21 protein-coding genes, 1 other RNA gene and 1 pseudogene are annotated in these 24368 nt (G+C 65.1%); 7 read left to right on the top strand and 16 right to left on the bottom strand.

From position 1 onward, the window contains the following. Nucleotides 1-33: 33 nt before the first annotated feature. The gene (locus JF781_RS00705; RefSeq protein ID WP_225326446.1) at nucleotides 34-540 is read left to right on the top strand and encodes a DUF2505 domain-containing protein; all 507 of its coding nucleotides are present in this window, start codon (nucleotides 34-36) and stop codon (nucleotides 538-540) included. A 33-nt stretch (nucleotides 541-573) separates the two neighbouring features. After that, complete coding sequence (locus JF781_RS00710; protein ID WP_225326445.1) at nucleotides 574-954, top strand: DUF732 domain-containing protein; 381 nt, start codon at nucleotides 574-576, stop codon at nucleotides 952-954. Between the two features lie 16 nt (nucleotides 955-970). On the opposite strand, the gene JF781_RS00715 is transcribed toward JF781_RS00710, so the two are convergent. The 8 genes from JF781_RS00715 to JF781_RS00750 form a co-directional block, all read right to left on the bottom strand. Then, nucleotides 971-1303 (bottom strand): hypothetical protein, encoded by a 333-nt coding sequence (locus JF781_RS00715; protein WP_308011528.1) that lies wholly within the window; start codon nucleotides 1301-1303, stop codon nucleotides 971-973. 58 nt (nucleotides 1304-1361) lie between these two features. After that, entirely contained in the window at nucleotides 1362-3074 is a 1713-nt protein-coding gene (locus JF781_RS00720; protein ID WP_225326443.1) for a TNT domain-containing protein, read from the bottom strand. A gap of 9 nt (nucleotides 3075-3083) precedes the next feature. Then, the gene (locus JF781_RS00725; protein ID WP_225326442.1) at nucleotides 3084-3386 is read right to left on the bottom strand and encodes an RNA 2'-phosphotransferase; all 303 of its coding nucleotides are present in this window, start codon (nucleotides 3384-3386) and stop codon (nucleotides 3084-3086) included. An 80-nt stretch (nucleotides 3387-3466) separates the two neighbouring features. Continuing rightward, on the bottom strand, nucleotides 3467-4987 hold the full coding sequence (locus JF781_RS00730; protein ID WP_225326441.1) for an adenylate/guanylate cyclase domain-containing protein: 1521 nt from the start codon (nucleotides 4985-4987) through the stop codon (nucleotides 3467-3469). A 53-nt stretch (nucleotides 4988-5040) separates the two neighbouring features. Beyond that, nucleotides 5041-5898, bottom strand: coding sequence for a TIGR03619 family F420-dependent LLM class oxidoreductase (locus JF781_RS00735; RefSeq protein WP_225326440.1), 858 nt, complete (start codon nucleotides 5896-5898; stop codon nucleotides 5041-5043). Next, nucleotides 5895-6725 carry a TauD/TfdA family dioxygenase gene (locus tag JF781_RS00740; protein WP_225326439.1) on the bottom strand — a complete coding sequence of 277 codons (831 nt, stop codon included), beginning with the start codon at nucleotides 6723-6725 and terminating at the stop codon, nucleotides 5895-5897. Before JF781_RS00740 ends, JF781_RS00735 begins: the two co-directional genes overlap by 4 nt. 3 nt (nucleotides 6726-6728) lie before the next feature. Continuing rightward, a complete protein-coding gene (locus JF781_RS00745) occupies nucleotides 6729-7052 on the bottom strand; it encodes a hypothetical protein (RefSeq protein WP_225326438.1) in 324 nt (107 codons plus the stop codon). Then, nucleotides 7049-8332 (bottom strand): SRPBCC family protein, encoded by a 1284-nt coding sequence (locus JF781_RS00750; RefSeq protein ID WP_225326437.1) that lies wholly within the window; start codon nucleotides 8330-8332, stop codon nucleotides 7049-7051. The genes JF781_RS00745 and JF781_RS00750 overlap by 4 nt, the downstream gene beginning before the upstream one ends. Nucleotides 8333-8428: 96 nt before the next feature. Between JF781_RS00750 and JF781_RS00755 the strand changes: the two genes are divergently transcribed. Both JF781_RS00755 and JF781_RS00760 read left to right on the top strand, forming a co-directional pair. Beyond that, entirely contained in the window at nucleotides 8429-9349 is a 921-nt protein-coding gene (locus JF781_RS00755; RefSeq protein ID WP_225326436.1) for a LysR family transcriptional regulator, read from the top strand. A gap of 76 nt (nucleotides 9350-9425) precedes the next feature. Beyond that, nucleotides 9426-11981 carry an ATP-binding cassette domain-containing protein gene (locus tag JF781_RS00760; protein WP_225326435.1) on the top strand — a complete coding sequence of 852 codons (2556 nt, stop codon included), beginning with the start codon at nucleotides 9426-9428 and terminating at the stop codon, nucleotides 11979-11981. Between the two features lie 7 nt (nucleotides 11982-11988). Here JF781_RS00760 and JF781_RS00765 read toward each other — a convergent pair whose 3' ends face one another. Then, nucleotides 11989-15111: a serine/threonine-protein kinase gene (locus JF781_RS00765; protein WP_225326434.1), complete on the bottom strand. Its 3123-nt coding sequence runs from the start codon at nucleotides 15109-15111 to the stop codon at nucleotides 11989-11991. 132 nt (nucleotides 15112-15243) lie between these two features. Further along, complete coding sequence (locus tag JF781_RS00770) at nucleotides 15244-17421, bottom strand: acyltransferase family protein (RefSeq protein WP_225326433.1); 2178 nt, start codon at nucleotides 17419-17421, stop codon at nucleotides 15244-15246. 284 nt (nucleotides 17422-17705) lie between these two features. Between JF781_RS00770 and JF781_RS00775 the strand changes: the two are divergent. The 3 genes and pseudogenes from JF781_RS00775 to JF781_RS00785 all read left to right on the top strand — a co-directional run bounded on the left by JF781_RS00775 (nucleotide 17706) and on the right by JF781_RS00785 (nucleotide 19228). Then, nucleotides 17706-18046, top strand: a pseudogene (locus JF781_RS00775) (nitroreductase/quinone reductase family protein). 117 nt (nucleotides 18047-18163) lie between these two features. After that, the gene (locus JF781_RS00780) at nucleotides 18164-18625 is read left to right on the top strand and encodes a DUF1942 domain-containing protein (RefSeq protein WP_225326432.1); all 462 of its coding nucleotides are present in this window, start codon (nucleotides 18164-18166) and stop codon (nucleotides 18623-18625) included. A 144-nt stretch (nucleotides 18626-18769) separates the two neighbouring features. Continuing rightward, a complete protein-coding gene (locus JF781_RS00785; protein ID WP_225326578.1) occupies nucleotides 18770-19228 on the top strand; it encodes a GAF domain-containing protein in 459 nt (152 codons plus the stop codon). A 116-nt stretch (nucleotides 19229-19344) separates the two neighbouring features. Here the strand turns inward: JF781_RS00785 and ssrA are convergent. The 6 genes from ssrA to smpB form a co-directional block, all read right to left on the bottom strand. Continuing rightward, nucleotides 19345-19712: a transfer-messenger RNA gene (gene ssrA, locus JF781_RS00790) on the bottom strand. Between the two features lie 88 nt (nucleotides 19713-19800). Then, a complete protein-coding gene (locus tag JF781_RS00795) occupies nucleotides 19801-20646 on the bottom strand; it encodes a maleylpyruvate isomerase family mycothiol-dependent enzyme (RefSeq protein ID WP_225326431.1) in 846 nt (281 codons plus the stop codon). A 19-nt stretch (nucleotides 20647-20665) separates the two neighbouring features. After that, on the bottom strand, nucleotides 20666-21703 hold the full coding sequence (locus JF781_RS00800) for a tetratricopeptide repeat protein (protein WP_225326430.1): 1038 nt from the start codon (nucleotides 21701-21703) through the stop codon (nucleotides 20666-20668). 6 nt (nucleotides 21704-21709) lie between these two features. Next, nucleotides 21710-22957, bottom strand: a complete 1248-nt coding sequence (locus JF781_RS00805; RefSeq protein ID WP_225326429.1) for an AAA family ATPase — start codon at nucleotides 22955-22957, stop codon at nucleotides 21710-21712. Nucleotides 22958-23018: 61 nt separating this feature from the next. Next, a complete protein-coding gene (locus JF781_RS00810; protein WP_374109654.1) occupies nucleotides 23019-23861 on the bottom strand; it encodes an EamA family transporter in 843 nt (280 codons plus the stop codon). After that, nucleotides 23858-24367, bottom strand: coding sequence for an SsrA-binding protein SmpB (smpB, locus tag JF781_RS00815; RefSeq protein ID WP_225326428.1), 510 nt, complete (start codon nucleotides 24365-24367; stop codon nucleotides 23858-23860). Before smpB ends, JF781_RS00810 begins: the two co-directional genes overlap by 4 nt. Between the last annotated feature and the right edge of the window lies 1 nt (nucleotide 24368).

A 24368-nucleotide genomic window follows, 5' to 3' on the forward strand; every position in this document is an offset into this window, starting at 1 on the left:
CCTCGGGGCATCCGCCTCTGCAAGAATGGTTTGATGTCGCGCTCCTTCGACGTGTTGACCGTGTCGCCCGCCAGTGTCGAGCAAATTCATGCCGCGTTCGGTCGCGAGGACTATTGGCTGGCCCGCATCGCGGCCGGTGCCGCCGACACCACCTTGGATTCACTGGTGGCCGACCCCGACGGCACCGTCACGGTGCGCACGACCCAACGCCTAGGTCGTCAGATCCTGCCCGGGCTGGTCGCCAAATTCGTTAGCGGTGAAGTGAAGATCGTGCAGACCGAGACGTGGCGTCCCGACGGTGACCGCCAGGTGCGTGGGCGGGTCACCGTGTCCGCCTCGGGCGGATTGGGATCAGGCCATGCGGATACGTGGCTGGCGCCGACAGATGACAGCGGCTCGCAACTGCGCGCCGCCTTTCAGGTGAACGTCAAAATCCCATTGGTGGGCGGGAAACTCGAGAAATCTATCGGAGCCGGATTGGCCGAGGGCATCCCCGAGATGCTGCGCTTCACCACTACGTGGATCGCCGAAAACACGTAAAACTTCGCTACACAGCATTTACGCTCCCTGACCATGGACCCGAGAGCGTCGGCCGGCATCGGCCACGGCATGATCCTCAAGACCTTGTCTCAGTCGGCCCTGATCGCCGCGGCGCTGACCGGGCTGGTGTCGCTCGCGCCGACAGCCCACGCCGACCCCGATCCCATCTCCGTCGGCGCCTATCTGCACACCCTGAACGTGCTGCATGTGCCGTACGACAATCCGGGCAGGATGGTCGATATCGGGAACAGCGTCTGTCAGCAAGCGCGCGGCGGCACCGACTTCGACGCGATCTACCCGACGGTGGCGAGCAATGGCTACGCGGCCGCGCAAGCGGGCCAGATCATGGGGGCTGCCGTCGGGACATTCTGTCCTGACATGGAGGCCACGTTTGATCGCTGGACCAATAGCTAGGCGGGGTCTGCTGGTGTCATAGCGCTTCGCCAATGTCCGGGAGTAATGAAATGTCTTCTGGCTGACCATTATGGAAGATCGCTGCGAGGTCACGCACCCGCCTCTTCGCCCAGTCAACATCGAATTGACTCAAAATTTGATACTCGTATTTGAAACGTTCCGCTCGGTCTCCCACTTGTTTTGCCGCTTGGCTCGTAACCACGCCCTCGGTGTACCAGTAGAGAAGGTCATCGAGGCTGCCTACCCGGTCGAAGCCGAGTTTTCCGCGCTCGTAGAAAGTGAAGTGATATGTGCCGTCGTCGGCACAGAAAATGTTCAAGCCATCGGTCGTTCTGAACCCAACCGGCATGGGACGGACCCCGAGCCTTTCCGACAAACGATCGATTTCACTTTGAAGTGCCGCAGATTTATCGTCCGAGGCGCGGTCCGTATTCATCAAGGAACCCCCTGTCGACGAGTTCTTTTACGCTCACTTCCACGCCATCCGGACCCAAGATCATGTATTGAAGGCTGCCGGGCGACGGCGTCTGGCCATAATACGGCTGCACTGGACCTTCTACGACTTGCCAGCCCGGCGGCAGCGGTTGTCCCGTCACCATGTATCGGTTGTAATCGCCCCCAACAGATTCTGGCGCCAAGGCGCGATCGGCGAACGGCGCGCCATCCGGCGCAAGGTACCGGCCGTATTCGGATCCGAACCTGTCGATGATGGCACCCTCAGGCAGCCGCGCGGGCTGGGGTTCATAGCCTAACGGGAAGCCATCGTTCAATGGGTAGCTCCGCGATGTCGGGGTGCCGAACTGGGACGCAAAGTCGTCCCAGGTCATCCCGCCCGTGGGGTTCCATCCGCGCACAACCGCCAAAGGCGCACCGCCTTCGGTGACGACTTCAGCCGGGAGCCCCGCTCTAACCATTGCTCCTTCGCCGCCAAAGAGCATCGTGGGCAGCGTAGTGGCCACGTCGGAGGTCTCGCCGCCCAAATAGTAGGCGAGAGTTGGGGAGTCCATTGCGCTCTTGATTTCCGTTAGCGCGGTGCCCACGGGGTTCAGGGCCGTCGTGGCGGTGCCTTTGAGCATCTGCTCCCATGACTTGAGCACACTTGGAGCTCCGGGACCTCCCTGCCCGAAAAGGTTTTTGATCCCTTGCTCGGTAGCGAACCAACGGTCACTAAAGCCTTCGGAAAATCCCGGTGGCGGCGGGGCCTTCGGCTCGGGGGGAACGTAGTTGGGCATCCCATTGTCAATCCACTGCTGTGTCTGGCTCACAACGTCATTCAGCCGCGCCTCGATCTGATTCGGCGGCACACCGTCGCGAATCATGGTCTGGCGCGCCATCGCCTTGAAACTCTCCACATCTGCGGAGTTCAGCCGCGGCGGCGGGACACCGCCGCGCCCGGGTGCGGCAGGTCCAGCAGGCAACAGCATGTCTTGCAGCGACAACGGCTTGCCCACGGCGCCGGCGGGAAGCGGCGGGCCTTTCGGCGAGGCACCGTCCGGCCCAGCGTCTGCGGGACCGGCCGGCAACAGCATGTCTTGCAACGTCCGTGGGTTGCGCCCTGCCGCCGGATTGGGCGGACCTTGCCCCGGCGCGCCACCACTTGGCGCCTGACCGCTGGCATCCAGTGGGACTTCGCCCACGGCAAAGCGGACGGCAGCGGCAAGCTCGTGGTCGGCGCTGTGGGCGTGCACGTTCAACGCAATGAGCTGATCCTGCAGTAGCTGTTGCTGGGCGGCAAATTCTACGGGATCATGCCCAATCCACGTGTCGCCCACGTCGATTCGCCAATCCGGCGTGATGGTCCAGCCATTGGCCTCAGCGGTCCGCTCGATGTCCTCGAGTTCGCGCTTGCATGCGCTCACATCCCCCTCGGCGCGTGCCACCGCCGCGGCTACCTGCCGGGACTCCTGACCGTCGGCCTCGATGTCACGCCGAGCCCTACCGAGGTCAGCGCGAAACGCCTCTCCGGCTTCCCCTTTCCAGCCGCTGAGAACGTTATGCACCTGCTGGAGGTTCTCCCCCAACAGCTGCAAGGTGTTGGCGCGTCCGTTGGCGGTCTCGAACACCTTCTGGATCGCGCCGAGATCCCAACGCTTGACGTCATTGGGGGTCAGCTGCCCCACTCGTGACCCCTACTCCCGCACCGACCGGAAAGCTCGCGCCGACTCGTCCTCGTTGGTGAGGTAGCCGAGCATCGCCTCGGCGACGTGCGACCCCAGGCCGTCCACCTGCAGCTGGTGATGGTCGTGGCGGGCCTGCCAGCGCGCCGCGAGCTCACCCAGCGCCAGCTCCGAGGATCCGATCCAGCCCGGCGCGGCCGCCGCCAGGCCGTCCTCATGGCTGAAGAAATCCAACGCGGCCTCGCCGATCGCATTGAACATGTCGTTGCTGCCCACGTGCAGTGCGGCGGGATCGACCTTCAATCCATCTGCCACGAATGTTCCCTTCCGCTCGCCGGGATTGCGGTCCGAATCTTAATTTGCTGCGTAGGACCGCGCACTTCACCTCTTGGGGGTCAACACGCTGACCAGCGCATTGGGTCAACTGTGAAGACCTGCACCGCGGCAGATTTGCCCTTCAACGTGTGGGGCCCTCGATCGACGAGGCCGGAAGGTCGCGAAGCCAGCGCGTCGACACACGACTGGGTGAGCAGGATCGCGTCGCCCGTGGCCTTGGTGAGCTGCTCGACGCGCGCAGCGACGTTGACGGTGTCACCGATCAGCGTGAACTCGAGCTTGCCGCCACCGCCGATGGTGCCGGCGATCACCACCCCGGTGTTGATCCCGATGCCGATCCGCATTGCGCCACCGAAGCGCTCCGCAACGAGCCGCTGGATCCCGACGGCGACGTATACCGCGGCATCAGCATGTCCCGCAAGGTCGTTCGGTGCGCCGAATACGGCGAGGGGTCCGTCGCCAAGGAACTTGTTGACGTGCCCACCGGCGTGGACGACGGCGGGCACGACGATCTCGAACAGCGAGTTGAGCCGGGCGACGGTGTCCTCGGCGGTATTGGCTTCGGCGAACGGGGTGAAATCGCGAATGTCGATGAACATCACGGTCACCTCGCGGCGCTCACCAGTAAACACGTCGTCGCCCTGTTCGAGCAGCCGCGCCGCTAGCGCCGGATCGACGTAGGTGCCGAACGCGCCCTGAAGCCGTTGCCGCTCAGCCAAACCCGCCTGCATGCGGTTGAACGACGCGGACAGGGCGCCGAGGTCGTCGTCCTGGACGACAGGTAGGCGCTGGCTATAGTCGCCTGCCGCAACGCGTTCGGCACCCTTGGCAAGGTCGCGTATGGGTTGCATTGATCTAGAGAATCCGAAACCGACGGTCACCGGTACCGCGAAGGCAACCGCCATCGCACCCCCGATCAGGATCGAAAGGATGGGGGCGGCACTGACATTGGCCATTCCGGCGAGCAATGCTCCGCCGGCGGCGTACGCGAACGTGGCGGCAACCACCGACACGTTCGATCGCCCGGCGAAAGTCGGGCGGGCGCGTGGCAGCGAATCGCCAAGTTCCGTGTCACCGGCGAGGGCGATCCGGGCTGGGCGGAACGCTCCTTCCACGATGTTGTGATAGGCGACCAGCTGGATCGCCGCTACCACGACAGCGGCCACGATCCCGTATTGCACCAGCCGCGTCCCACGCGCCCCGACCATCACACCGACGACGACCGCCAGCGTGGCGCCCCAGACAGCGGCGCCCCAGATCGCTCGCACGGTCGCCCTGCGAGCGTAGACATAGGTGCCCTCCAGCGCTGCCGCCCGATCGACGTGGTGGCCAGCAGCCCACTGCTCCGCGGGGCGCACCCACCGGCGACCCGGAAGAATGAAGATGCACGCAAGCACCACTACCGCGCCGATGGTGACGGTTCCGACCTCGATGTAGCGACCGGACTTCTCGAACACGACGACCGGCAGCGATATGAATACGGAGTAGATCGGGAGCGAAATGAAAAACGCAAGCGCCCAACACGCCAGGAGATAACGCGGACCAAACCGATCCCACGTCCACTGAATGAAGCGGTCCATGTCAGGAGATTAAGCGTCTCCCACCTGCGAAGTGGCCGTTCTGATATTGCCGGTCAGAACGTTTTGGCGTGCAACTCGGCCAAGGCGTGAATCTGCTCGAGGTAGTGCTCGAGCGAATGGTGGATGAACCGGGCCGACAACGTGGTGGTCCCGGCGGCGGCGATGGAGCGCAGCGCGTCTTCGGTTTTCGCCGGCTCTCCTACCGGGTCCAGTGGCTGGTCGGCGGGCAAGACGACCTCGAAGCCGTCCGGCATTTCTCGCGCCCGCAGCCACTCGGCGGCGGTGGCAATGGACACGTAGTAGGGACACCAGCCGTCGGCGAGCGTGAGCGCACGGCGCAACGACCGCTTGGTGCGCCCGCCGACCCAGATCGGCATATGTGGCTGCAGCGCACAGGGATCGATGGTGAGCCCGCCGAACGAGTAGTACTCGCCCTCATACACCGGCTCATTGGTGGGCAACGCCGCCCGCAGCGCCTTCAGAGCATCATCGGCACGAGCACCGCGGTCGTCGAACGGCGCGCCCAGCAGGTCGAATTCCTCCTTGAGGCTCCCGACACCGACGCCGAGAATCACCCGGCCGCCGCTGACGTGATCCAATGTGCCATAACGCTTTACGATCGCGAGCGGGTGGTGATAACCGAGCACCAGCGTCATCGTGACGAGCCGGATCTGGCTGGTACGTGCCGACACGTAGCCGAGGGTGGCCAGCGGGTCCCAGTACCGGGAGCCGCGGCGGGCGGCCTCGGCCGACGGTATGCCGATGTGCTCGCTGCAGGTGAGGTGGTGATAGCCAAGGCCGTCCGCCGTCTCGGCGACGCGACCGATGTCTTCGATGGTGGCCGTCTTCTCCCACGTCAAGGCTGCGCCGGCGACGTTCGTGACGACGGGTGTCGCGATGCCGAGTTTCAATCCAGCGGCTCTTCACCCGCAAGGACCGTGCGGTGCATGAGCCGACCGCTGTCAGCGGCATACGGCAGCGCCCGGTGCATGGTCCCGGTGTTGTCCCACATCAGAAGGTCGCCCAGCTGCCACTCGTGGCGATAGACGTAGCGCGGCTGAGTCGCCCAGTCACGAAGTCGCGCAAGCAATGCGCGACTTTCTTCCACCGGCAGGCCGATCACGTAGTCGGCCGTCGCACCGAGTAGCAATGACTTGCGCCCGGATTGGTGGGTCCACACAATCGGGCAGGATTTTGTGGGCGATTTCTGCCAGAACGCGATCTCCTCGTAGCTCATCTCGGGCCGCACATAGTACTGCGAGCGCTCCGCACTATGAACCACGCGAAGGCCGGCGATCGCCTCCTTGTCGGCCTCCGACAAATCCTCGTAGGCCGCGTAGGTGTTGCAGAATTCGGTCTGACCGCCGGAGTCCGACAGCTTCATGGCCCGCAACAGCGTGGCCAAATTCGGATAGGGCTGCAGGGAGCCGTCGAAATGCCAGAACAGCGAGCCTTTCAGGTACTCGGCCCGCTGATTGACGTTCGTGTCGAGCGAGATCTTGTAGATCCCGCCCTCCCCCTCGTTCTGCACAATGCTGCCAAGGGTTTTCGCGATAGTGACCTGCTGCTCGTCGCTGATCTGCAGTCCACGAAAGAAGACCACCCCTCGCTGCTCGAGGATCGCGCGGATCGCGCCGGCGTCGCGACCACTGAGCAGCGTGTCCAGATCGGTCTTTATCTCGCTGCCGATCAACGGTGTGCAGTCGATGACGTCGAGTCGTGTGGTGGACAGTCCCATGCGTCAGCTCAATCTCGTGAGAATCGTGGTCGCCGAATGCTTTACCCGCGGCTGCCTCCACAGCTCCACCGCCAACGAGACCGTGATCAACGAGTACAGCAGATTGCGCAGGTTCGCGACGTCCTCGGGCAGCGGTTCGGAATAGTCGAACTTGTCGATGTAGGCGACCGCCTCCTCGGCGTGCGGAAACACCTCGTCGTAGAACGCCTGTATCTCGGCCATGGAGCTGTTCACCCGCTTCACGTAGCGCTCATGCCCATCTTCGATGGCCCACTCGGGCACCAGGTGCTCGATCGCCGAGAACTCCTGCGGCAAACGGGTGTTCATCGGCCGGCCTTTGCCCTCTCGCCGGCCGCCACGTAGTCACCCACCACCTTGTGCAGGTGACGCAGCAGGATCTCCTCGTCATTCATCGTGAAGTGCGTGAGTGCGCCACTGTTGAGCATCGCCTGTAGTCCTTCAGAGGGGCTGGCGTCCTCCAGGATGATGTCGTTGAGGAAAGTCACCGTGAGCTCCTGTCCCAGCCGTTCTTTGTGCGTCTTGGGCGGCTGGTAGAACATCTCGACTTCGAAGATGTGCGAGTGCGGGCCCGTCGGCCAGTGCGTGTGGGTGCTGTAACCGGACGAACCGAAGATCACCACGAAGTTGGGGAAGAACTGGAACGAGTCGAAGCCGTACTTCTCCGAACGAGTGGGATTGAGTCCCGGCGGCATCGGACCGCGGTCGGTGCGCTTGTTCCACGGACCGGCCGCGCTCGCTTCCATCACGCACTCAATGGGTTTGGAGTAAGGCGTCTTTTGTGACGGCTCGCCGGCGAAGGAGAACATCCGGTGCGGACCCTTCAGCTGGTAGGCCAGCGCATCGGTAAACGGGTTCGGCTGGTCGAAGGCGTCTCGGGCCTCCGCGGTGAGAGCGCCGAACGACGACGCGTGCAGATACGGCCCGTGGTAACTTTCGGCGAATCCGTCGACGAAAATCTTCCAGTTGCACTGCAATTCGACTTTGAACCGATACACCTGGTGTGGCCCCGCAAACGGATAGCCTTCGATGCCGTGGGCCAATTCGCCGAGGTAGGACCGCAGCGGCTCGGTGTTGTGCGGGTCGAGGTTGACAAAGATGAACCCTTCCCACACCTCACACTGGATCGCCGGCACGCGGCAACTCTCGGCGTCGAAGTCGAGCAGCAGATCCTTGCGGGTGGCTGCGTGCAGCGAGCCATCGAGCTTGTAGCGCCAGCCGTGGAATCGGCAGTACAGCACCGGGGCGCGACCCTGCACCTCCTCGAACGGGTCGTCCTCCCACAGCATCTTGTTGCCGCGGTGCGGACAGATGTTGTGGAAGGCGCGGATCACGTTGTCCTTGCCCCGAACGATGATGATCGACGTGTCGAGGAACCTCAGCTCACGGGTGAAGTAGCTTCCCGACTTCGGCACTCGCTCGACCCGTCCGACGTAGAGCCAGGTCTTCTTGAAGATGTGCTCGCGTTCCTTCTCGTAGAACTCTTTTGAGACGCAGTCCTCGAGTGACACTGGGCCACGGCCTAATTCGGGATAGGCGTCCGTCCAGTGCCCGCTTGACGGTTTCGTCACCAAGACGTCCTGACTCATCGGGCCCTCCTCCGCCTCTCGGCCGAAGGTAGCACTTGACCAAATGCGCAAATAGGCCTTCAATTGCAACACCCTGTTGCAATTTTGGAACACCACGTGGAGCAAAACCTGCCGTTCGACCTCGACGCCTTGCTGGTATTCGGCAAGGTGGTCGAGTGCCGCAGCCTGTCAAAGGCGGCAACGCTGCTCGGCATGCCCAAGTCCACCGTCAGCCGCAAGCTCAGCAAGCTCGAAACGGACCTCGGGATCAAGCTGCTGCGCAAGAACACGCATCAGCTCACCGTCACCGACCTGGGCGAGAAGATCTACAGCCACGGCGTGAACATCCTGGCCGAAGCCAACGGGGTGCGAGCGCTGGTGGAAGGCAGCAAGCTCGAGCCGCAGGGCGAGTTGCGCGTTGCCATCCCGGTCTTCGTCGGCATCGACTACGCGTCACGGGTCGGCGCCAGATTTTTGCAGCAGTACCCACACTCTCGGCTGGATATCCGCTTGGTGGACAACGACGTTCATCCCGTCCACGACGGGTACGACGTGGTTTTCGGCACGGGACCTCTGCAAGACTCGACGCTGATCGCGCGCAAGGTCTTCAGCCTCGAACTCTTCCTTTGTGCATCGCCCGAGTTCATCCGCTCACTACCCGAACCCATCACGTCCCCCACACAGTTGGAGACCGTGCCGTTCATCGACTGCGGAGTCAGCGAGGCACCGCGCAAGCTCACCATGGCAAAGAACAAGCGGCGCCATGAGCTCGCACCGATGGTTCGGGCACGCGCCAACAACTTCCAGGTGTGCAAGCAGTACATCCTGCACGGACTCGGTGTCGGCGCGATGCCAAGCCAGATCATCGTCACCACCGAGTTGCGGGACGGCAGCATCGTGCCGGTGCTGCCCGACTGGCGCCTCGAGCACCTGGATGTCTACATGATTCATCCCTTCCAGCTTTCGTTCTCCACGTTGATCAGCGCGTTTTACGACACGGCGTGCGACATCATCACCGAGAACACCGCGCGCAGCTGAGGCGGCGAGACCGTCCATCTGCACCTATAAAGCGAAAAAGTGAGCGTTTGCTGGCGGCGAGTCCAATACTTATGTGATGAGTAGGCCTGCACCGCCCGTGCTGACGGTTCAATCGGAGTGGTCACAGCGCAGCTTCGCGCCGGGCCACGATGTGGTGGTCGGAAGTGACCTCCGTGCCGACATGCGCGTTGCCCATCCACTGATCGCCCGCGCCCACCTGCTGCTGCGCTTCGACGGGTCCAAATGGATCGCGATCGACAACGGTTCGCCCTCCGGCGTTTTCGTCAATGGTCACCGGGTACGGGTGGTCGACGTCCACGACCGTCAGAGCATCAACCTCGCGAGGCCGGACGGGCCGCGCCTGAGCTTTGGGATCGGTCGGCACGACGGGGCGGTCGGCCAACTACCACCCACCCTCGAGGCGGCACCGGTGATCGCGCCGCCGGGCGGCCCGAGGCCTTCTCGTCCGGAACCGCCACGGCGGCCCGGCATCTCGCCGCCCCACATCGCGCGACCGCAGCCCGCCCCGCCGCGCTATCCGCCGCCCGGCCGGCCACCGCGTCCTCCCTACCCGGCACCGCAGCCGGTCGGCCCGCCGCGGCCGGCGGGACACCAGCCGCTCACCGAAATAGGGGCAGAAACGCTCGAAGCCTCGGGGTTCGACAGTGCCAACCTCCGGCGCGCCGTGCAGCGGTCACGATCGAAGCTCGGGGCGCCTCCCGCGGGGGCCGCCATCATCGGTCGCGCAGAAGACAGCGACATCGTCATCTCGGACGTCCTGGCATCGCGCCATCACGCCTACTTGGTGCCGAGCCCCACCGGCATGGAGATCCATGACGCGCAAAGCATCAACGGGACTTTCGTCAACGGCACCCGCATCTTGTCGGCGCCGCTGACCGAAGGTGACGTGGTCACGATCGGCAACGTCGACCTCGTTTTCAATGGCGAAATCCTGCTCCGCCGCGCCGAAGCGGCCACCCGCACCGGCGGGCTGGAGGTGCGGGAGGTCGACTTTCAGGTCGACAACAAGCGGCTGATCCAAAAGGTCTCCCTGACCGCCCGGCCCGGGACGCTGACCGCGCTCATCGGCGGGTCGGGAGCGGGCAAAAGCACGTTGTCCCGGCTGATCGCCGGCGCCACCTGTCCGACGTCCGGCTCGATCACCTTCGAGGGCCACGACATTCACGCCCAGTTCGCGTCGTTACGCAGCCGGATCGGGATGGTGCCCCAAGACGACGTCGTGCACCGCCAGCTCACGGTGACCCAGGCGCTGAACTACGCGGCCGAGTTGCGGCTGCCGACCGACACCAGCAAGTCCGACCGCGCCCAGGTCGTCGCGCAGGTCATCGAGGAACTCGGGTTGACCAAGCACGCCGACACCCGGGTCGACAAGCTCTCCGGCGGCCAGCGCAAACGCGCCTCGGTGGCCCTGGAGCTGCTCACCGGGCCGTCACTGCTGATCCTCGACGAGCCCACGTCGGGCCTGGACCCCGCGCTGGACCTGCAGGTCATGACGATGCTGCGGCAACTCGCCGACGCCGGCCGCGTCGTGCTGGTGGTGACGCACTCGCTGAGCTACCTCGATCTGTGCGACCAGGTGTTGCTGATGGCTCCGGGCGGCAAGACCGCGTACTGCGGGCCGCCCGACGACATCGAAGCCACCATGGGAACCACCAACTGGGCCAAGATCTTTGGGATGGTGGGCGCGGACCCCGACGAAGCCAACCGTCGATTCCTGGCCCAAGCCAAACCGCCGCCTCCCGTACCCGACGCGGACAAGCCGGCCGATCTCGGTGCCCCGGCGCGCTCCAGCACCTGGCGTCAGTTCTCGACGATCGCCCGCCGCCAGATCCGGCTGATCGTCGCCGACCGCGCCTATTTCATCTTCCTGGCGCTGCTGCCGTTCGTGATGGGCGCGCTGTCGCTGACCGTCCCCGGCTCGACGGGGTTCCGCGTGGCCGACCCGAACGGCGACGGGTCCGACGAACCCGGATCGGTGTTGATGCTGCTGACCATGGCCGCCGTCTTCATGGGCACCGCTCTGACGATCCGCGACCTCATCGGCGAGCGCCCGATCTTTCGCCGCGAACAGGCGGTCGGCCTGTCGACCAAGGCCTACCTGCTGGCGAAGATGGCGGTCTTCTTCGTGTTCGCCGTCGTCCAATCGGCGATCGCGACCACCATCACCATTCTGGGCAAAGGAGCGCCGACCCGGCCGGCGCTGCTCCTGGGCAGCGCCACGCTCGAGCTGTACGTCGCCACCGCCGCCATGTGCGTGGCCGCGGCGATGATCGGCCTCGTCCTGTCCTCCCTGGCGCGGTCGAACGAGCAGATCATGCCGCTGCTGGTCGTGTCCCTCATGTTGCAGCTGGTGCTCTGCGGTGGGATGGTCCCGGTCACCAACCGGGTCGGGCTGGATCAGATGTCGTGGGCGGTGCCATCGCGTTGGGGGTACGCGGCGCAGGCGTCGACCGTCGACTTGTGGACGATCGAGCCCGGACCGCTCGCCCCGAAAGACCGCCACTTCAAACACACGGCGGGGACATGGCTGTTCGACGTCGGCATGCTGGTGTTGTTGACGGTCGTGTACGCGGGCGTCGTGGGGTGGCGCAGCCGGCTCAAGCGCCATTGATCCGTCGCTAGACGAAGTCCAAGGCCTCGACCGTCGCGACGGGGCCTTCGTGGGTGGGCCGGTTCGCGCCGCCAATGCAGTACACCGTGTTGCCGACCGTCGCGACCGCCTCGGCGTGACGCGGCGTCGGCAGCGGGGGCAGCGTGGTCCACTTCGCTTCGGCGATGTCGTACATTTCGGCCACTCCCAACACCTGCGTCGGTTCCTCACCACCGACCGCCACGATTCGGCCATCGATGAACGTGGCGCCGTAACTTCCACGCGGAGTTGGCATGTCCACCAACTTTGTCCAGGTGCCCGCTTGGGGGTCGAACCGTTCAAACGCCGCGGAGTTCTTGTCTGAGGACAGGAATCTCCCGCCGACCGTGTACATGTAGGTGCCATCGGACGCCGCAGCCAGGTGTTCGCGCGGGGTGGGCATGTTGGCCGCGTCGTGCCACGAGCTGCCGTCGAAGACCTCGGTCTGGCCGACGAGCTGCTTGGCGTTCTGTCCGCCGGCGACGACGAGCTTGTCACCGACCTCCGCGGCGGCCGGTGCCGCCCGAGCGTGGGTGAGGCCGGCCAACTCCACCCAATGGCCGCCCCGCAAGGCGAACACCTTGGTGGACGCCTGCGTGAGATCGCTGCTGGCACCCCCGAGTACCACGACCTCGCCGCGATAAGCGGCCGCCGCGGCGTGGTGGAGCGGGATGGGCAAGGGGGGTTGTGCTTGCCAGGCGCCGGTGCGCGGGTCATAGCTTTCGACCGTCTGCAGCGCGGCGCCGTCGCGCAGTCCGCCCATGATCCAGATCTTGTTGTCGAGCACGGTCCAGGCGGTCATCAGCCTGGGCGTCGGTGCGTCCGGCAGGGAACGCCACTGTGCGACCGGCTGGGTTAGGCGTGCCGGCAACTGCAACGCTTCGGCCGTCGAGGTCACCTGGCCGTCGCCGACGGCCGTCGACCCGCCGATGGCGTAGATGGATTTCCCCACCGCATCGACCGCCATGCCGTGGCGCGCAGTTCCCATGTCCGGCAAGGCTTCCCACGTCTTCGTTGACAGATCGAGCACCGCCACGCTCTTGAGGACCTGCCCGGCCGCCTGTCCCCCCGCGGCGACCAGGCGCCGATCGGCGATCGCCACGCCGAAGTCACTGCGCGGCTGGGGAAGGTCGGGCAATTTCGTCCAGGTCTTCGCGGCAGGGTCATACGCCTCGACCGCCACCAGGTCGGTGTTCCCGTTGGTTCCGCCGACCGTGTACACCAGCTTTCCGTCCGACGCGCCGGCCAGCATCTGTCGCGGGGTCGGGATGGGGGTGCCGAGGGACCAGGTGTTGCCGTCGAAGATCTCGGTGGAGTTCAGCAGCGCTCCGTTTGCGTCGACACCGCCCGTGACGATGATGCGGTCGCCCACCACGGCCGCCGCCGCTGCCGCGCGGGGCTGCAACATGTGGGGCAGCTCGACCCAATGACTGTTGACCACACGCCAAACCTGGTCGCTGGCAACCTTTTGCGCGCCCGTGCCGCGCCAGCCGCCGAGCACAATCGGGTTTCCCTGCCACGTCACGGACATGGCCTGTTGAACCGGCACCGGGAGGTCGTCGCCGCTCTTCCAGCTGTCGATGACGGGGTCGTACCCCTCGTGGTTCGCGACGACCGCGTGGTCGCTTCCGATTCCGCCAAAGATCCAGATCGTGCCGTCGGCCTGGGTGGTGGCCGCAGCGTCGCGCGCAATGCGCGCGTTGGTGATCGGCTGCCACTTCACCGATGCCTGGCCCGGCTGGCTCGCGGCGGCCGCGGGGTGCCGCTTGCCGTGGGTCAGCAGCACGTAGACGCCGCTGCCCAGCACCAACACAGCCACCACGATCCCCACGGCGATCAACGCCGCCGTAACGCGGTTTCGCTTCGCTTGCGACGGCTTGGGCCACGCCACGGCTCCGGTCGCCAATGCGCGCGGCGTGCCCGGACCTCGGTCGGTAGAACTCGTCGGCGCGATGGCGTCGGTGACACTTGTCGGTTGGGGGATCGCTTGGGTGGGCTCGGAGGTGGTCGGGCCGCGCGCGGCAGCGGGTGCGCGTCCCGGTTGCCGGCCGGCCGGTGGTGACGGCGGAAGCGGTGGCGTCGAGGTGGTGCGATTGCCCAGCGCGTTCATCAGCGAGGTGGCGCTTTCCGGGCCGGCAATCCGTGGGCCCGGTTTGGCAATCCTCGGCGGTCTCGGCACCGGCCGCACGGTGCGTCCCGGACCCGCACCGGCGGCGGTGATCGCCATGGAATCGGGCTTTAATCCGTTGCGCCGCAGGCTCTCCTGCAATCCGCGGCCGAACTCCGCCGCCGAGGCCGGCCGCTCAGCCGGGTCGATCCGCATCGCTTTCTCGACCGCCGAACACACCGCGTCGGGGATCCCATTGGGGCGCAGGTCCGGGACCCGCGTGCTCCTGATCCGGGTGTACTGCGCGAGCAGGTCTTCGCCGCTGCGGCGCTCGTATGCAGGGTTGCCGGCAATGAGGGCATAGAGCGTGGCACCCAGCGAGTAAACATCGGTCTCGACCGTCGCCGGATCGCCGGTCATCACCTCGGGTGCGAGGAAATCGACTGTGCCAGAGAACAACCCGGACGCCGTTTCGTATCCCCCGGCGACGTGTGCCGTCCCGAAGTCGGTGAGTTGCGGTTCGCCGTAGTCGTTGACGAGAACGTTCGCGGGCTTGATATCGCGATGCAAAGTGCCGGACAGGTGGGCGGTTTCGAGCGCCCCACACAATTTCACACCGATCCGCATGGCTTCGGGCCAGGCGATCGGCCCCTCCCGCTGCACCCGGAGGCCCAGGGAACCGGCGGCGCAGTACGACATCACGATGTAAGGCCGGCCGCCCGCGGTGACGCCGACGCGCAGGATGTTGACGATGTTCGGATGCCCCGAGAGCCCACCCATGGCGTAGCCCTCGCGGAGAAACCGTTCGCGGCTCTCGTCGTCGACGAATGTCGGCAACACTTTGATGGCGACGTTTCGCCCGAGCGCAGTCTCGTGACAGCGATACACCACGCCGGCGGCGCCTCGGGCGATCTGGCGCGCGTTGTCGAATCCGGCGGCAGCCAACTCCGCGACGATGTCGCTCGGTCCCGGCGCCCGGGGGCGAGCCTTGGGTCTTTCAGCCATTTCGTGGCCTCAACTTCCCAGGCAACTGATGAATCGAGTTAAGGGTAGCGAACATGAGCGCACCCGCTGAACGGTTCCGGCCAGGATCGTCGCAAAGCCTCGGGCCTGAGGCAGGGCTCGCAGAACCGTGCGTCAGCCGGGCAGAAGCGCGCGATCAGCCAGCGAGCCCATCACCGGCGCCAACTCCCGGGCGTATTCGAATGTCAGATGATTGGCGTCGTGGAACACCACGGTGTTGCCCACGATGACCGGGCATCGGTCCAAGGTGCAGAACAGCTCGGTGAGGTCGGCATACTGTCCGCCGCCGGCTTTGGTAGCGGCCGCCTCGGCGGCGATGCCCGGATCGTTCACCGCCGTCGATCTCGGCGGCGCGCATGCCGTGGCGTCATCGAGGTGACCGGACAGGCAGGTCGGCACCAATGCGTGCGGATCCGGGGCCGGCCCGAGCACCAGCACCTTCGCACCGGTGCCGCGCAGCTGCTGGACGAGTCGGGTCAGGCTGCCGAGCCAGGCGGAGTCGTATGACGTGACACCCGCCGGGAAGTCGTAACGGTCACCGTATTTCCGCCACAGGCTCAACACGACCAACTGTGGGTGCTGGTTGCGCAGGCGGGCGACGACCAGATCGCGCCACTTGTCGCACTCGGTGAATTCCCGCCGCAGGAACGGGTTGATGATGGGCAGGTCCAGCATCGGGCAGCCGCCCTTGGTCAGGGTCTCCAGCCGCCAGTGCCGCTGCCCGGTGACCTGCTGGAATGCAGGGATCCACATCGCTGCGGTCGAGTCACCGACCAGGGCGACGCTGGTCTTCGAGGCTCTGTCGCCGCTGATGCACTCGGGCTGGTCGGCCTCCAGGAAATTCCGCAGGCAACCCTTGAAGTAGGCGGTCGGGTTTTGGGCCGCCGCACTGCTGATCGACGGGTTGAGATTCGACGGAACTGCCTTGAGGTCGGCGGACACCGCGACCATCGTCTGCACTTGCGCGATCGTGTACTGCACCGCCGCGTCGTACGCGTCGATGCTGTCGCCCGCCGGTGGAATCGGCCCGCTGACTTTCAGCGCCGCCGCCGGGGCTCCGTGCCCGACGGGGGCGGGGATCGCTACCAGCAACGCCGCACCCACGCATACCGCCACCGCGGTCGCGACACCACCGAGCAACAGACTGCGGAGCGCAGACCGGCGCACGGAAGCGGCGAAGCGGAGCGGGTTTTCGACGAAGCGCAGTGTGAGCACGGCCAGGCCGCCGGATATCGCGACCGTCGCCAGCCTGCCCACCAGCCCCAGCGGATGGCCCAGCAACGGCGGCGCGAGCAACAACACCGGCCAGTGCCAGAGGTACCACGAGTACGAAATCCGGCCGATGGCTCCTATCGGCGACCACGCCAAAAGATGCCCGCACCCCCGGGTGGGGTCGACACAGCCCGCGCCGATCACGAGCGCGGTGCCGAGCACGGGCAACAGAGCGGCCGTGCCCGGATAGGGCGTGGTCACGCTCAAGACGGTGCAACCCAGCAGGATCAGTGCCAGGCCTGCCCATCCCACGATCGCGGCGGGCAGCGCCGCCAGCCGGCGCCACTGGGCGGTCGTCAGGGCCACCAGGCCGCCCACGGCCAACTCCCACGCCCGGGTGGGCAGTGAAAAGAACGCGACGGAAGGCACGATCGGAGTCGCCAGCAGCGACGCGGCAAACGACACGGCCGCGACCAGCCCAAGGGCGAACAAATAAGGCCGCTCGGACGACGGGGCCGTGTCGCGCTGACGCAGCCGCCGGATGACCCAAGCCGTACCGATGATGACGGCCGGCCACACCAGGTAGAACTGCTCCTCTACACCCAGGGACCAGTAGTGCTGGAACGGCGACGGCGGCGTGTAAGCAAGTTGGTAGTCGATGCCGTGAAAGACGAACCAGTAGTTGCCGATATACAGCGCGCTGGCGCCGCCGTCAGCGATGACGCCCTCAGCTTGCAACGGAGGCAACAGGATCGCCGAGGCGATCGCGGTGACAACTCCCACCGCGGCCGATGCCGGCAGCAGCCGGCGGGCTCGCGCCCCGTAGAACCGGCCCAGGCGGACGGTTCCCGCAGTGCTCACCTCGCGGAAAAGCATTCCGGTGATGAGGAAACCGGAGATGACGAAAAACACGTCTACGCCGGTGAACCCACCACCCATACCGGGCACGCCGGCATGAAAGAGCACGACGGCCAACACCGCGACGGCACGCAGGCCTTCGAGGTCTTGGCGAAATGCCAGCTTCGGCGGCCGCAGGTCCCGTACTTCCGTGCCGGGGCGGACGCTCTCAACGTCTGCCATGGTCACCAACTGGGTGGACGGAAGACTTTCGCCGAACAATCATGGCTGCGAGGGCGCAGCGATGATCGTTATTCGAGAATGGCAGATACATTCGAATCGCGACGGCGGCAGCAATTTGTCGATGCTTGCGCCAATTACCGTCTGCCCCCCTTTGAGCTAACCGTCCCTTCAGCCCGAGGTGACTATAGCCATGTCGGCAGACAAGTGCGGATATTCGTCCGAATTGCCTCGCGCTTCGAGGAAGCCCTGGAGCAGACCGACGCTATCGAGCAAGACTGGCAGCTATGAGTTCCGTAGAAGACAAGGTGCTCCCCCGGCTGCTCCGGGTGCACGACACGGTATATCGGAAGACAAACGGTTGGATCGGTCACCGCACACTATGGATACCGAGCCTGCTGCTGCATACGCCCCCGGCTGGTACCACAACCTGAAAGCCAATCCCAACGTCGAGATCAACGTCGGCCCACGGCGTTTCGCCGTCACCGCCCGACCGGTGCTGCCCGACGACCCCGACTACTCGCGGCTATGGCAAGTCGTCAACAAGAACAACCAAAACCGCTACGTCGAATATCAGAAGCGGACGTCGCGTCCCATCCCCATCGTGGTCCTGGAGGCGAAAGGTTAGATCGTTCAACCTGCCGTCGTCGAGCAGGTTTGAAACCCGCAAGTCTGGATACGCCCCGCGATATCGAGCAAGCGGCTAGCGCTTCTTGACTGCAGGGACCTAGGGAAGGAGTTCGGCATGATGCTCTCTACGGTTGCCAGGAAAACGGCGGCGGCTGCCGCCGGCATCGCGACGGCAGGAATCCTGATGGCCACACCGGCATGGGCGGACCCCCAAGTCGTGGCATTCGGCCAATCTGCAGAGATTCCCAGCGCAAACGGCGCAGAAGCCATCAACTACATCGTGAACAACCTGCAGCCCAGCGGTCACAACGACGGCATCTGGTACTCCGACGTCACGGCCACGGGTGTGCGGGGTAACGCGACTCCGGTCATTGCCGACTTCAACGCGCGTGCCGTCAACAGCTCGACCTATGCCGTCATGAAGGGGCACGAAGTCGACGGCCTTCCCAACCAGCCGATCGCACCGGGCGCCCAGGCAACCGGGCGGCTTTACTTCGACGTTCGGGGCGGCACGGCCCCGGACAGCGTTGTCTACCGGGATGCCGCCGGCGTCGACAAGGTCGTCTGGAAGAGCTGACGACGCGCAAACGCGGTAAGCGACAACACAGCTGAGTTGCGTCCCGACGCAGCCACTTCGGTCCTAGCGCACCGAGCATCTGTGCTCGGCGATCGGCGCACGCCTGGACGGTCGCCGGCGGTACATCAGGGCACGATGTTTGTCATGGTCGCCGTCCACCGCGCGCCGATGCGTTCCCGCAACGATGCCGTCGATCCACAAGCTGCGATCGATCGGGCTCGACGGCTCGGCCTGTGCGGCTTCGGGCAATACGTGGACCGCTCGGGCGAACAGGAACCGCTTGTCCATCGGATCGCCCGATTCGCCGAGCTCGACGACGGCTCGTTTGTGTGGACCCGCGACACCGACGGGTGGTTCTGGTTGGGCCGCATCTGCGGGCCGTACTTCTATGACGCCGACGAAACGGCCGCGGCAGTGGATTTGGTGCACGTACGACCGTGCGATTGGCTGCCGTCACCGATGCCGGAGCAGGATGTGCCGTCCGCTGTCATTGCCACATTCCACCGCGGTGGACGGAACTTTCAGGAAATCCACCACCGATCGATCGATGAGCAGACACAAAGGATTTGGGATGCTCGCAGGAATCAGCCTGCAGACGACTAGCCGAACCTTGTAAACCGCGAACGGCTTAAGCGCTACGACCTGTGCCGAAATGTGCCTACAAAGAAAGCAGGCCCGAGAGAATACTCGCTCTGGCCTGCTAACTAGTAGATCTTCAGTTGTGGAGCTGCCGGGAATCGAACCCGGGTCCTACGGCATTCCCTCAAGACTTCTCCGTGCGCAGTTCGCTATGCCTCTACTCGGATCTCCCGGTCACGCGAACAAGCCGAGATGACGATCCCAGTCGCTGTTGGTGTCCCGATAAGTCCCGCGACCGGACTCATCGGTGGATCCCTCTAGCTGACGCCAGGCTCCGGGTCGAGGGCTTTCCCGGTCTGACGGACTAGCTGTCGCTTAGGCAGCGAGAGCGTAGTCGCGCTGATGTGAATCGGCGCTTATCTGTTTGCAACGACGCTTACGGTGGTCGGTTGCCTGCACCGGCACGCTTCCCTTGATTCGATGCGCGAAGTCGAAACCGTTCAGCCCCTCGCATCCCGCCGACTTTCGGCAGGAATATCAATGGTACCCGCCTACCAACCAGCGGCAACGGGATTATCTTCCCCGCCGGGCTGCGATCAGATCACAAAGTTGAGGTGCTCGACGATCTGCGTGGCGACGTCCTGGTCGCCGCCGAGTTCGACGTCCTGGGCGCGCGCCGGGCACATCGGGCGCCCGCCGGCGAGCCTGGTGAACTGCAGCCCGTCCAGCCGGATTGTCGTGGTGGGTTCCTGTCCCGCGAAGTCGTCGACGACGGCGGCGCGGCCGTCGACGCTGACCCGGATGGTGCGGGCCAGCGGGCCGGTCAGCTCGAACTGGACGCGCGAACCCTCGGGAGCCTTGGCCAGCCTGCCCACGACGTAGCCCATCGTGGCGGCGATCTCGTCGACGGCCAGCGATGCAGCGGGGCCGGCGAGCTCGTCGTCGGTGGGCGGGCGCTCCAAGGCCACGCGGATGTCTTGCTCGTGCATCCAGCAGTCGAACACCCGGATCCGCATGAATCGGCCGTAGGTGTCCGGCCCCGTGGGAGTCGCCGTCACCGCGTCCCACTCCTCATCGGACAGGGCCGTCAGGGCCGCGCGCCGGTCGTCGGTGATCGCCCTGAAGCTTTCCAGCACATCGGCGTCCGCGTGCGCGCCCAGATGGCGAACCCAGCACTCGTTCATCGCCCCGATGTCGTTGCGCACGTGCTCCAGGGTCGAGACGTCGATATCCGGCTGGGGCGCGGCGATGCCGGCGAGGAAGGACTCGGTGCCGATCATGTGGGACACCAACGCTTTGACGTCCCAGCCCGGCAGCGGACTCGCGGCCCGCCATTGCGCCTCGGACAACCCGGCCAACAGCGCGTCGAGGTCATCCCAGACGGTGAACAGACCGGAGAGCACGGCGGACTTGTCGAGCTTGGTGACGGGGCGATCGGCCATGGCCAGGATCGTAAGCTGCCTACTTCCTGATGAAGAGACCGATCCGCATTATTACCAGGGCTGCGACGGCCAGCATCCCCCCCACGGCGATCATCCCTGGGGGCCACGGACAAACGGTGACCCATGCCCCCGCGACGACCACTACGCCTGCATGGGCGAGGCGAAGCGCGAAGAAGTACTGCTCGCGCAGGACCGCAATGAACACTTGACGCGGGATCGCGCGGAGCAACCACCGCAGCACGGCGACCAAGATCGCGGTGAGCAGTCCGACCAGCACTCGCAACGCCGCAGTCGAGCGCCCTTCGTCGTAGACCCCTGCGGTGACGGCGAGGAGCACACTGAGAACACAGGCTCCAATAGTCACGAGGGTGAGCACTTTTCGGAGAACGACTCCGATATTCCTGCGGCTCAGCTCCCCGTACTCCGGATCGCTCCCCGCAGCGCCGAGGAACCCTTGCAGTGCGCGTCCAAACTTGAAGTGCCCCAATCGATGAACGGCCAGGTCGTTCAGCGCCTCGGCATTCGCGGGATCCAGCTGCAGCGCCGCCCGATACGCAGCCTCGGACTCGTTCCGCAGGCCCATGTCATCCAGGATCGAGCCGCGCCGAATGAGCGCTTCGACGTTTTGCGGATCCAGCCGTAGCGCACGGTCGATGACGTCCAGCGCCGAGCGCAACTGCCGCGCCCTCTGCAACAACAACGCGTAAAGCCGCAGTGGTGCAGGTTCATTCGGATGAGAAGTGACCGCTCGCCACGCCATCCACAGGCCGTCATCACGGCGCCCCAAGCCGTAGAGCGACAGCGCATACAACCGCATTGCGAACTCGTTGTCGGGTGCGCCGGACAAGGCGGCATAGGCGCTGCGCGCGGCGGGCCAATAATTGCCAAGAGCGAGTTCGGCACGAGAGTAGGACGCGAGCAGGGCGGGGTCGTTGGGGTTTTGTGACAGTGACCGGCCCAGGATCTCACGCGCGCTTTCGTATTTTCTGGCGTCAATGTAGGCGTCTGCGACCCGGATGGCCTCGTCGATCCGCCCGAGTCCAGGCTCCGAAGTCATCGGAGGTCACCGAAACTTTTTGCGCCGCAGATACTTCGCCAGCTCGTCATAGGTACCGTCGTTGTTCGCGAATTCGACGACATTGCGGGCGGTCTCGAACCACGGCCCGGTACTTGGCCGGATCTGCGCGATGGCGGTGTCGATGTCGGCCATGGCCACCGGCCGAACCTGCCCGCTGCGCATCGAATCGGCCATCGCCAGTTGCGTGGCCGTCTCACAGACGTAGGCCAGGTCGGCACCCGAGAAATTTTCAGTCCGGTTGGCGATCGACTTGAGATCGATGCCCGCGATGGGCCGATCTTGCAGGTGTGAACGCACAATCCCGGCCCTCGCCCCGGTGTCGGGTAGCCCGACGAAGATCATCCGATCGAATCGGCCGGGCCGCCGTAGAGCGGGATCGACATCCCAGGGAGCGTTGGTGGCGCCCAGGACATACACCCCGTCGTTGGCCGAGCCGGCCGAATCCATCTCCTCCAGCAGGGCGTTGACCACGGGGCGCATCCCGGAGCTACCACTCAGCGCGGAGCGCCGATGCCCCAACGCGTCCACCTCATCGAAGAACAGGACGCAAGGTGCGTTGCGACGAGCGGTGTCGAAGACGGCGCGGATGCTGCGTTCGGATTCGCCAAACCAGTGGTGCAGGACGTCCGCGATTCCCACCTGATAGAAGCTCGCTCCCAGCTCACCAGAAACCGCTTTGGCGATGAAAGTTTTACCGCAACCCGGTGGCCCGTACAGCAACAACCCGCCGCGCGCGGACACCTTGAACGCCTTCATCAGCTCGGGGTTGCGGATCGGGCCGAGCAACGAGAGGTCCAGCTGGCGTTTGACTTCATCCATGCCCGCGACATCGTCCAGCCGGACACGAACGCGCTGCACCACGTCGAAGTCGTCCTCGTTGACCACGTCAGGAGGTTGCTCGACGAATGCGGGCTCGATGATGTCGGCGACTTCCTGTTCGGCGCTCGACCAGTCGAAGCCCTCGCTGGCGGCAGGCTGTTCCGCAACCGGTGCCGACGCTTCGGTCGGTGGCGCCGCCAGCGCCGCACTGCACCGCTGCAGGAGGGCCAGCGCGTTCGCGTTGCCCGGCTCCTGCGTCAATGCCGTGCTGCAATGGCCCAGCGCCTCGGCATAGCGGCCTTTGTCCGCGAGCAAGCCGGCCAGATGCATCCGCAGCTCGATCACATCGGGGCTCTTGTCCACCGCGTTCGACAGCTCTCGAATGACAGGGTCCTCGGTATCAAACGCGGCCAACGTCGTCTCCCCGGGCGGTGATATGTGCCAACGGCCCAATATTAGGCCGCATCACAACCGTCTAGGCCGAGGCGATCATGGCCACGGACCCCATGGCGAGCACCATGCCGATCCCCTGCCAGCGGGTCACCCGCTCGCGCAGCACGACCATCGCCAGGACGACCGTCGCCGCCGGATACAGCGAGATCAGGATGCTGGCCAACGACAGCAGCCAGGTGTGCAGGGCCGCCAGCATGGTGATGTTGGCGAAAATGTCCAGCACGGCGACGGCCACCGCCAACCGCAGCGGCTTACCGCGTGGCATCTTCAGGTTCTGGCTGGTTGCGGCCATCGCGAAGATCACCAGGCTGGCCGCCACCCGGGCGAAGAACAGGGGCCACAGCTTGCAGACGTGGGGCGCCTGATGCAGGAACACCAGGTTCAGTCCCATCGCCGAGCCCGCAACGACTGTGAGCCAGGCCACTTTCGGGGTGAACCGATACGGGGTGCCCTCGATGGGGGCCTCGCGGCTGACGAGCATGACCGCTCCCAGCGCCAGCACGACACCCACCAGGGCCGCCTGCCCCGGCCGCTCCCCCAACGCCATACCGACCGCGACGGGTACCGCAGCGTTCAGCACGGCGGCCAACGGTGAGACGACCGAGATCGGTCCCGAACCCAGCGCCGCGAAGAACGCCCACATGCCGAAGGCCATGCCGATTCCGTACAGCGTTCCCCACACAACGGCACCGACATGAATAGGGCCACCGACGAAGATGGCCATCGCGCCCAGCAACACGGTCTCGATCGGATAGGCGACCAGCATGACGCGCAGCGCGGCCACCCGCCGAGCTGCGACACCGCCCACAAAATCGCTGACACCGTACGTAACGGCCGACAGCTGGGCGTAAGCGGCGCCGATCAGGTCATGCCCTTTGCTCGGCGCCCAAGTTCACGAACCACTTCGCGCTGCGCATCGCGCTGGGCCAGGTCCTGGCGTTTGTCGTAAGCCCTTTTGCCGCGCGCAAGGGCCAGTTCGACCTTGACCTTGCCCTCGGAGAAATACAGAGACAGCGGCATCAAGGCGAGGTTACCATCTCGAATCTTGCCGACCAGCCTGTCGATTTGTTGCCGATGTAACAACAACTTTCGGTTGCGCCGCGGATCATGATTGGTCCAGCTACCGTGCTGATACTCGGCAATGTACAAGTTGCGCAACCAAACTTCGCCGTCGTCGATCGTTGCGAACGCGTCAGCTAACGAGGCCTGGCCTTCGCGCAGGCTTTTGACCTCGGTGCCTTGCAACGCCACCCCGGCCTCGAACGTTTCGATGATCGAATAGTTGTGCCGCGCTTTACGATTGGTGGCCACAACTTGTTTGCTGCCGCCTTTGCCGCCCGCCGCCTTCGCCCGGCCGGATCCCTTGACCACA

Origin of the sequence: Mycobacterium sp. WUMAC-067 (assembly GCF_020217485.1) — a bacterium.
GTDB lineage: Bacteria > Actinomycetota > Actinomycetes > Mycobacteriales > Mycobacteriaceae > Mycobacterium.

Coding starts and splice junctions, on each gene's coding strand:
- JF781_RS00705 (WP_225326446.1), top strand. CDS start 34: ATGTCGCGCTCCTTCGACGTGTTGACCGTGTCGCCCGCCAGTGTCGAG.
- JF781_RS00710 (WP_225326445.1), top strand. CDS start 574: ATGGACCCGAGAGCGTCGGCCGGCATCGGCCACGGCATGATCCTCAAG.
- JF781_RS00715 (WP_308011528.1), bottom strand. CDS start 1,303: ATGCCGGTTGGGTTCAGAACGACCGATGGCTTGAACATTTTCTGTGCC.
- JF781_RS00730 (WP_225326441.1), bottom strand. CDS start 4,987: ATGGACCGCTTCATTCAGTGGACGTGGGATCGGTTTGGTCCGCGTTAT.
- JF781_RS00740 (WP_225326439.1), bottom strand. CDS start 6,725: ATGGGACTGTCCACCACACGACTCGACGTCATCGACTGCACACCGTTG.
- JF781_RS00745 (WP_225326438.1), bottom strand. CDS start 7,052: ATGAACACCCGTTTGCCGCAGGAGTTCTCGGCGATCGAGCACCTGGTG.
- JF781_RS00750 (WP_225326437.1), bottom strand. CDS start 8,332: ATGAGTCAGGACGTCTTGGTGACGAAACCGTCAAGCGGGCACTGGACG.
- JF781_RS00760 (WP_225326435.1), top strand. CDS start 9,426: ATGAGTAGGCCTGCACCGCCCGTGCTGACGGTTCAATCGGAGTGGTCA.
- JF781_RS00765 (WP_225326434.1), bottom strand. CDS start 15,111: ATGGCTGAAAGACCCAAGGCTCGCCCCCGGGCGCCGGGACCGAGCGAC.
- JF781_RS00770 (WP_225326433.1), bottom strand. CDS start 17,421: ATGGCAGACGTTGAGAGCGTCCGCCCCGGCACGGAAGTACGGGACCTG.
- JF781_RS00780 (WP_225326432.1), top strand. CDS start 18,164: ATGATGCTCTCTACGGTTGCCAGGAAAACGGCGGCGGCTGCCGCCGGC.
- JF781_RS00785 (WP_225326578.1), top strand. CDS start 18,770: ATGGTCGCCGTCCACCGCGCGCCGATGCGTTCCCGCAACGATGCCGTC.
- JF781_RS00795 (WP_225326431.1), bottom strand. CDS start 20,646: ATGGCCGATCGCCCCGTCACCAAGCTCGACAAGTCCGCCGTGCTCTCC.
- JF781_RS00800 (WP_225326430.1), bottom strand. CDS start 21,703: ATGACTTCGGAGCCTGGACTCGGGCGGATCGACGAGGCCATCCGGGTC.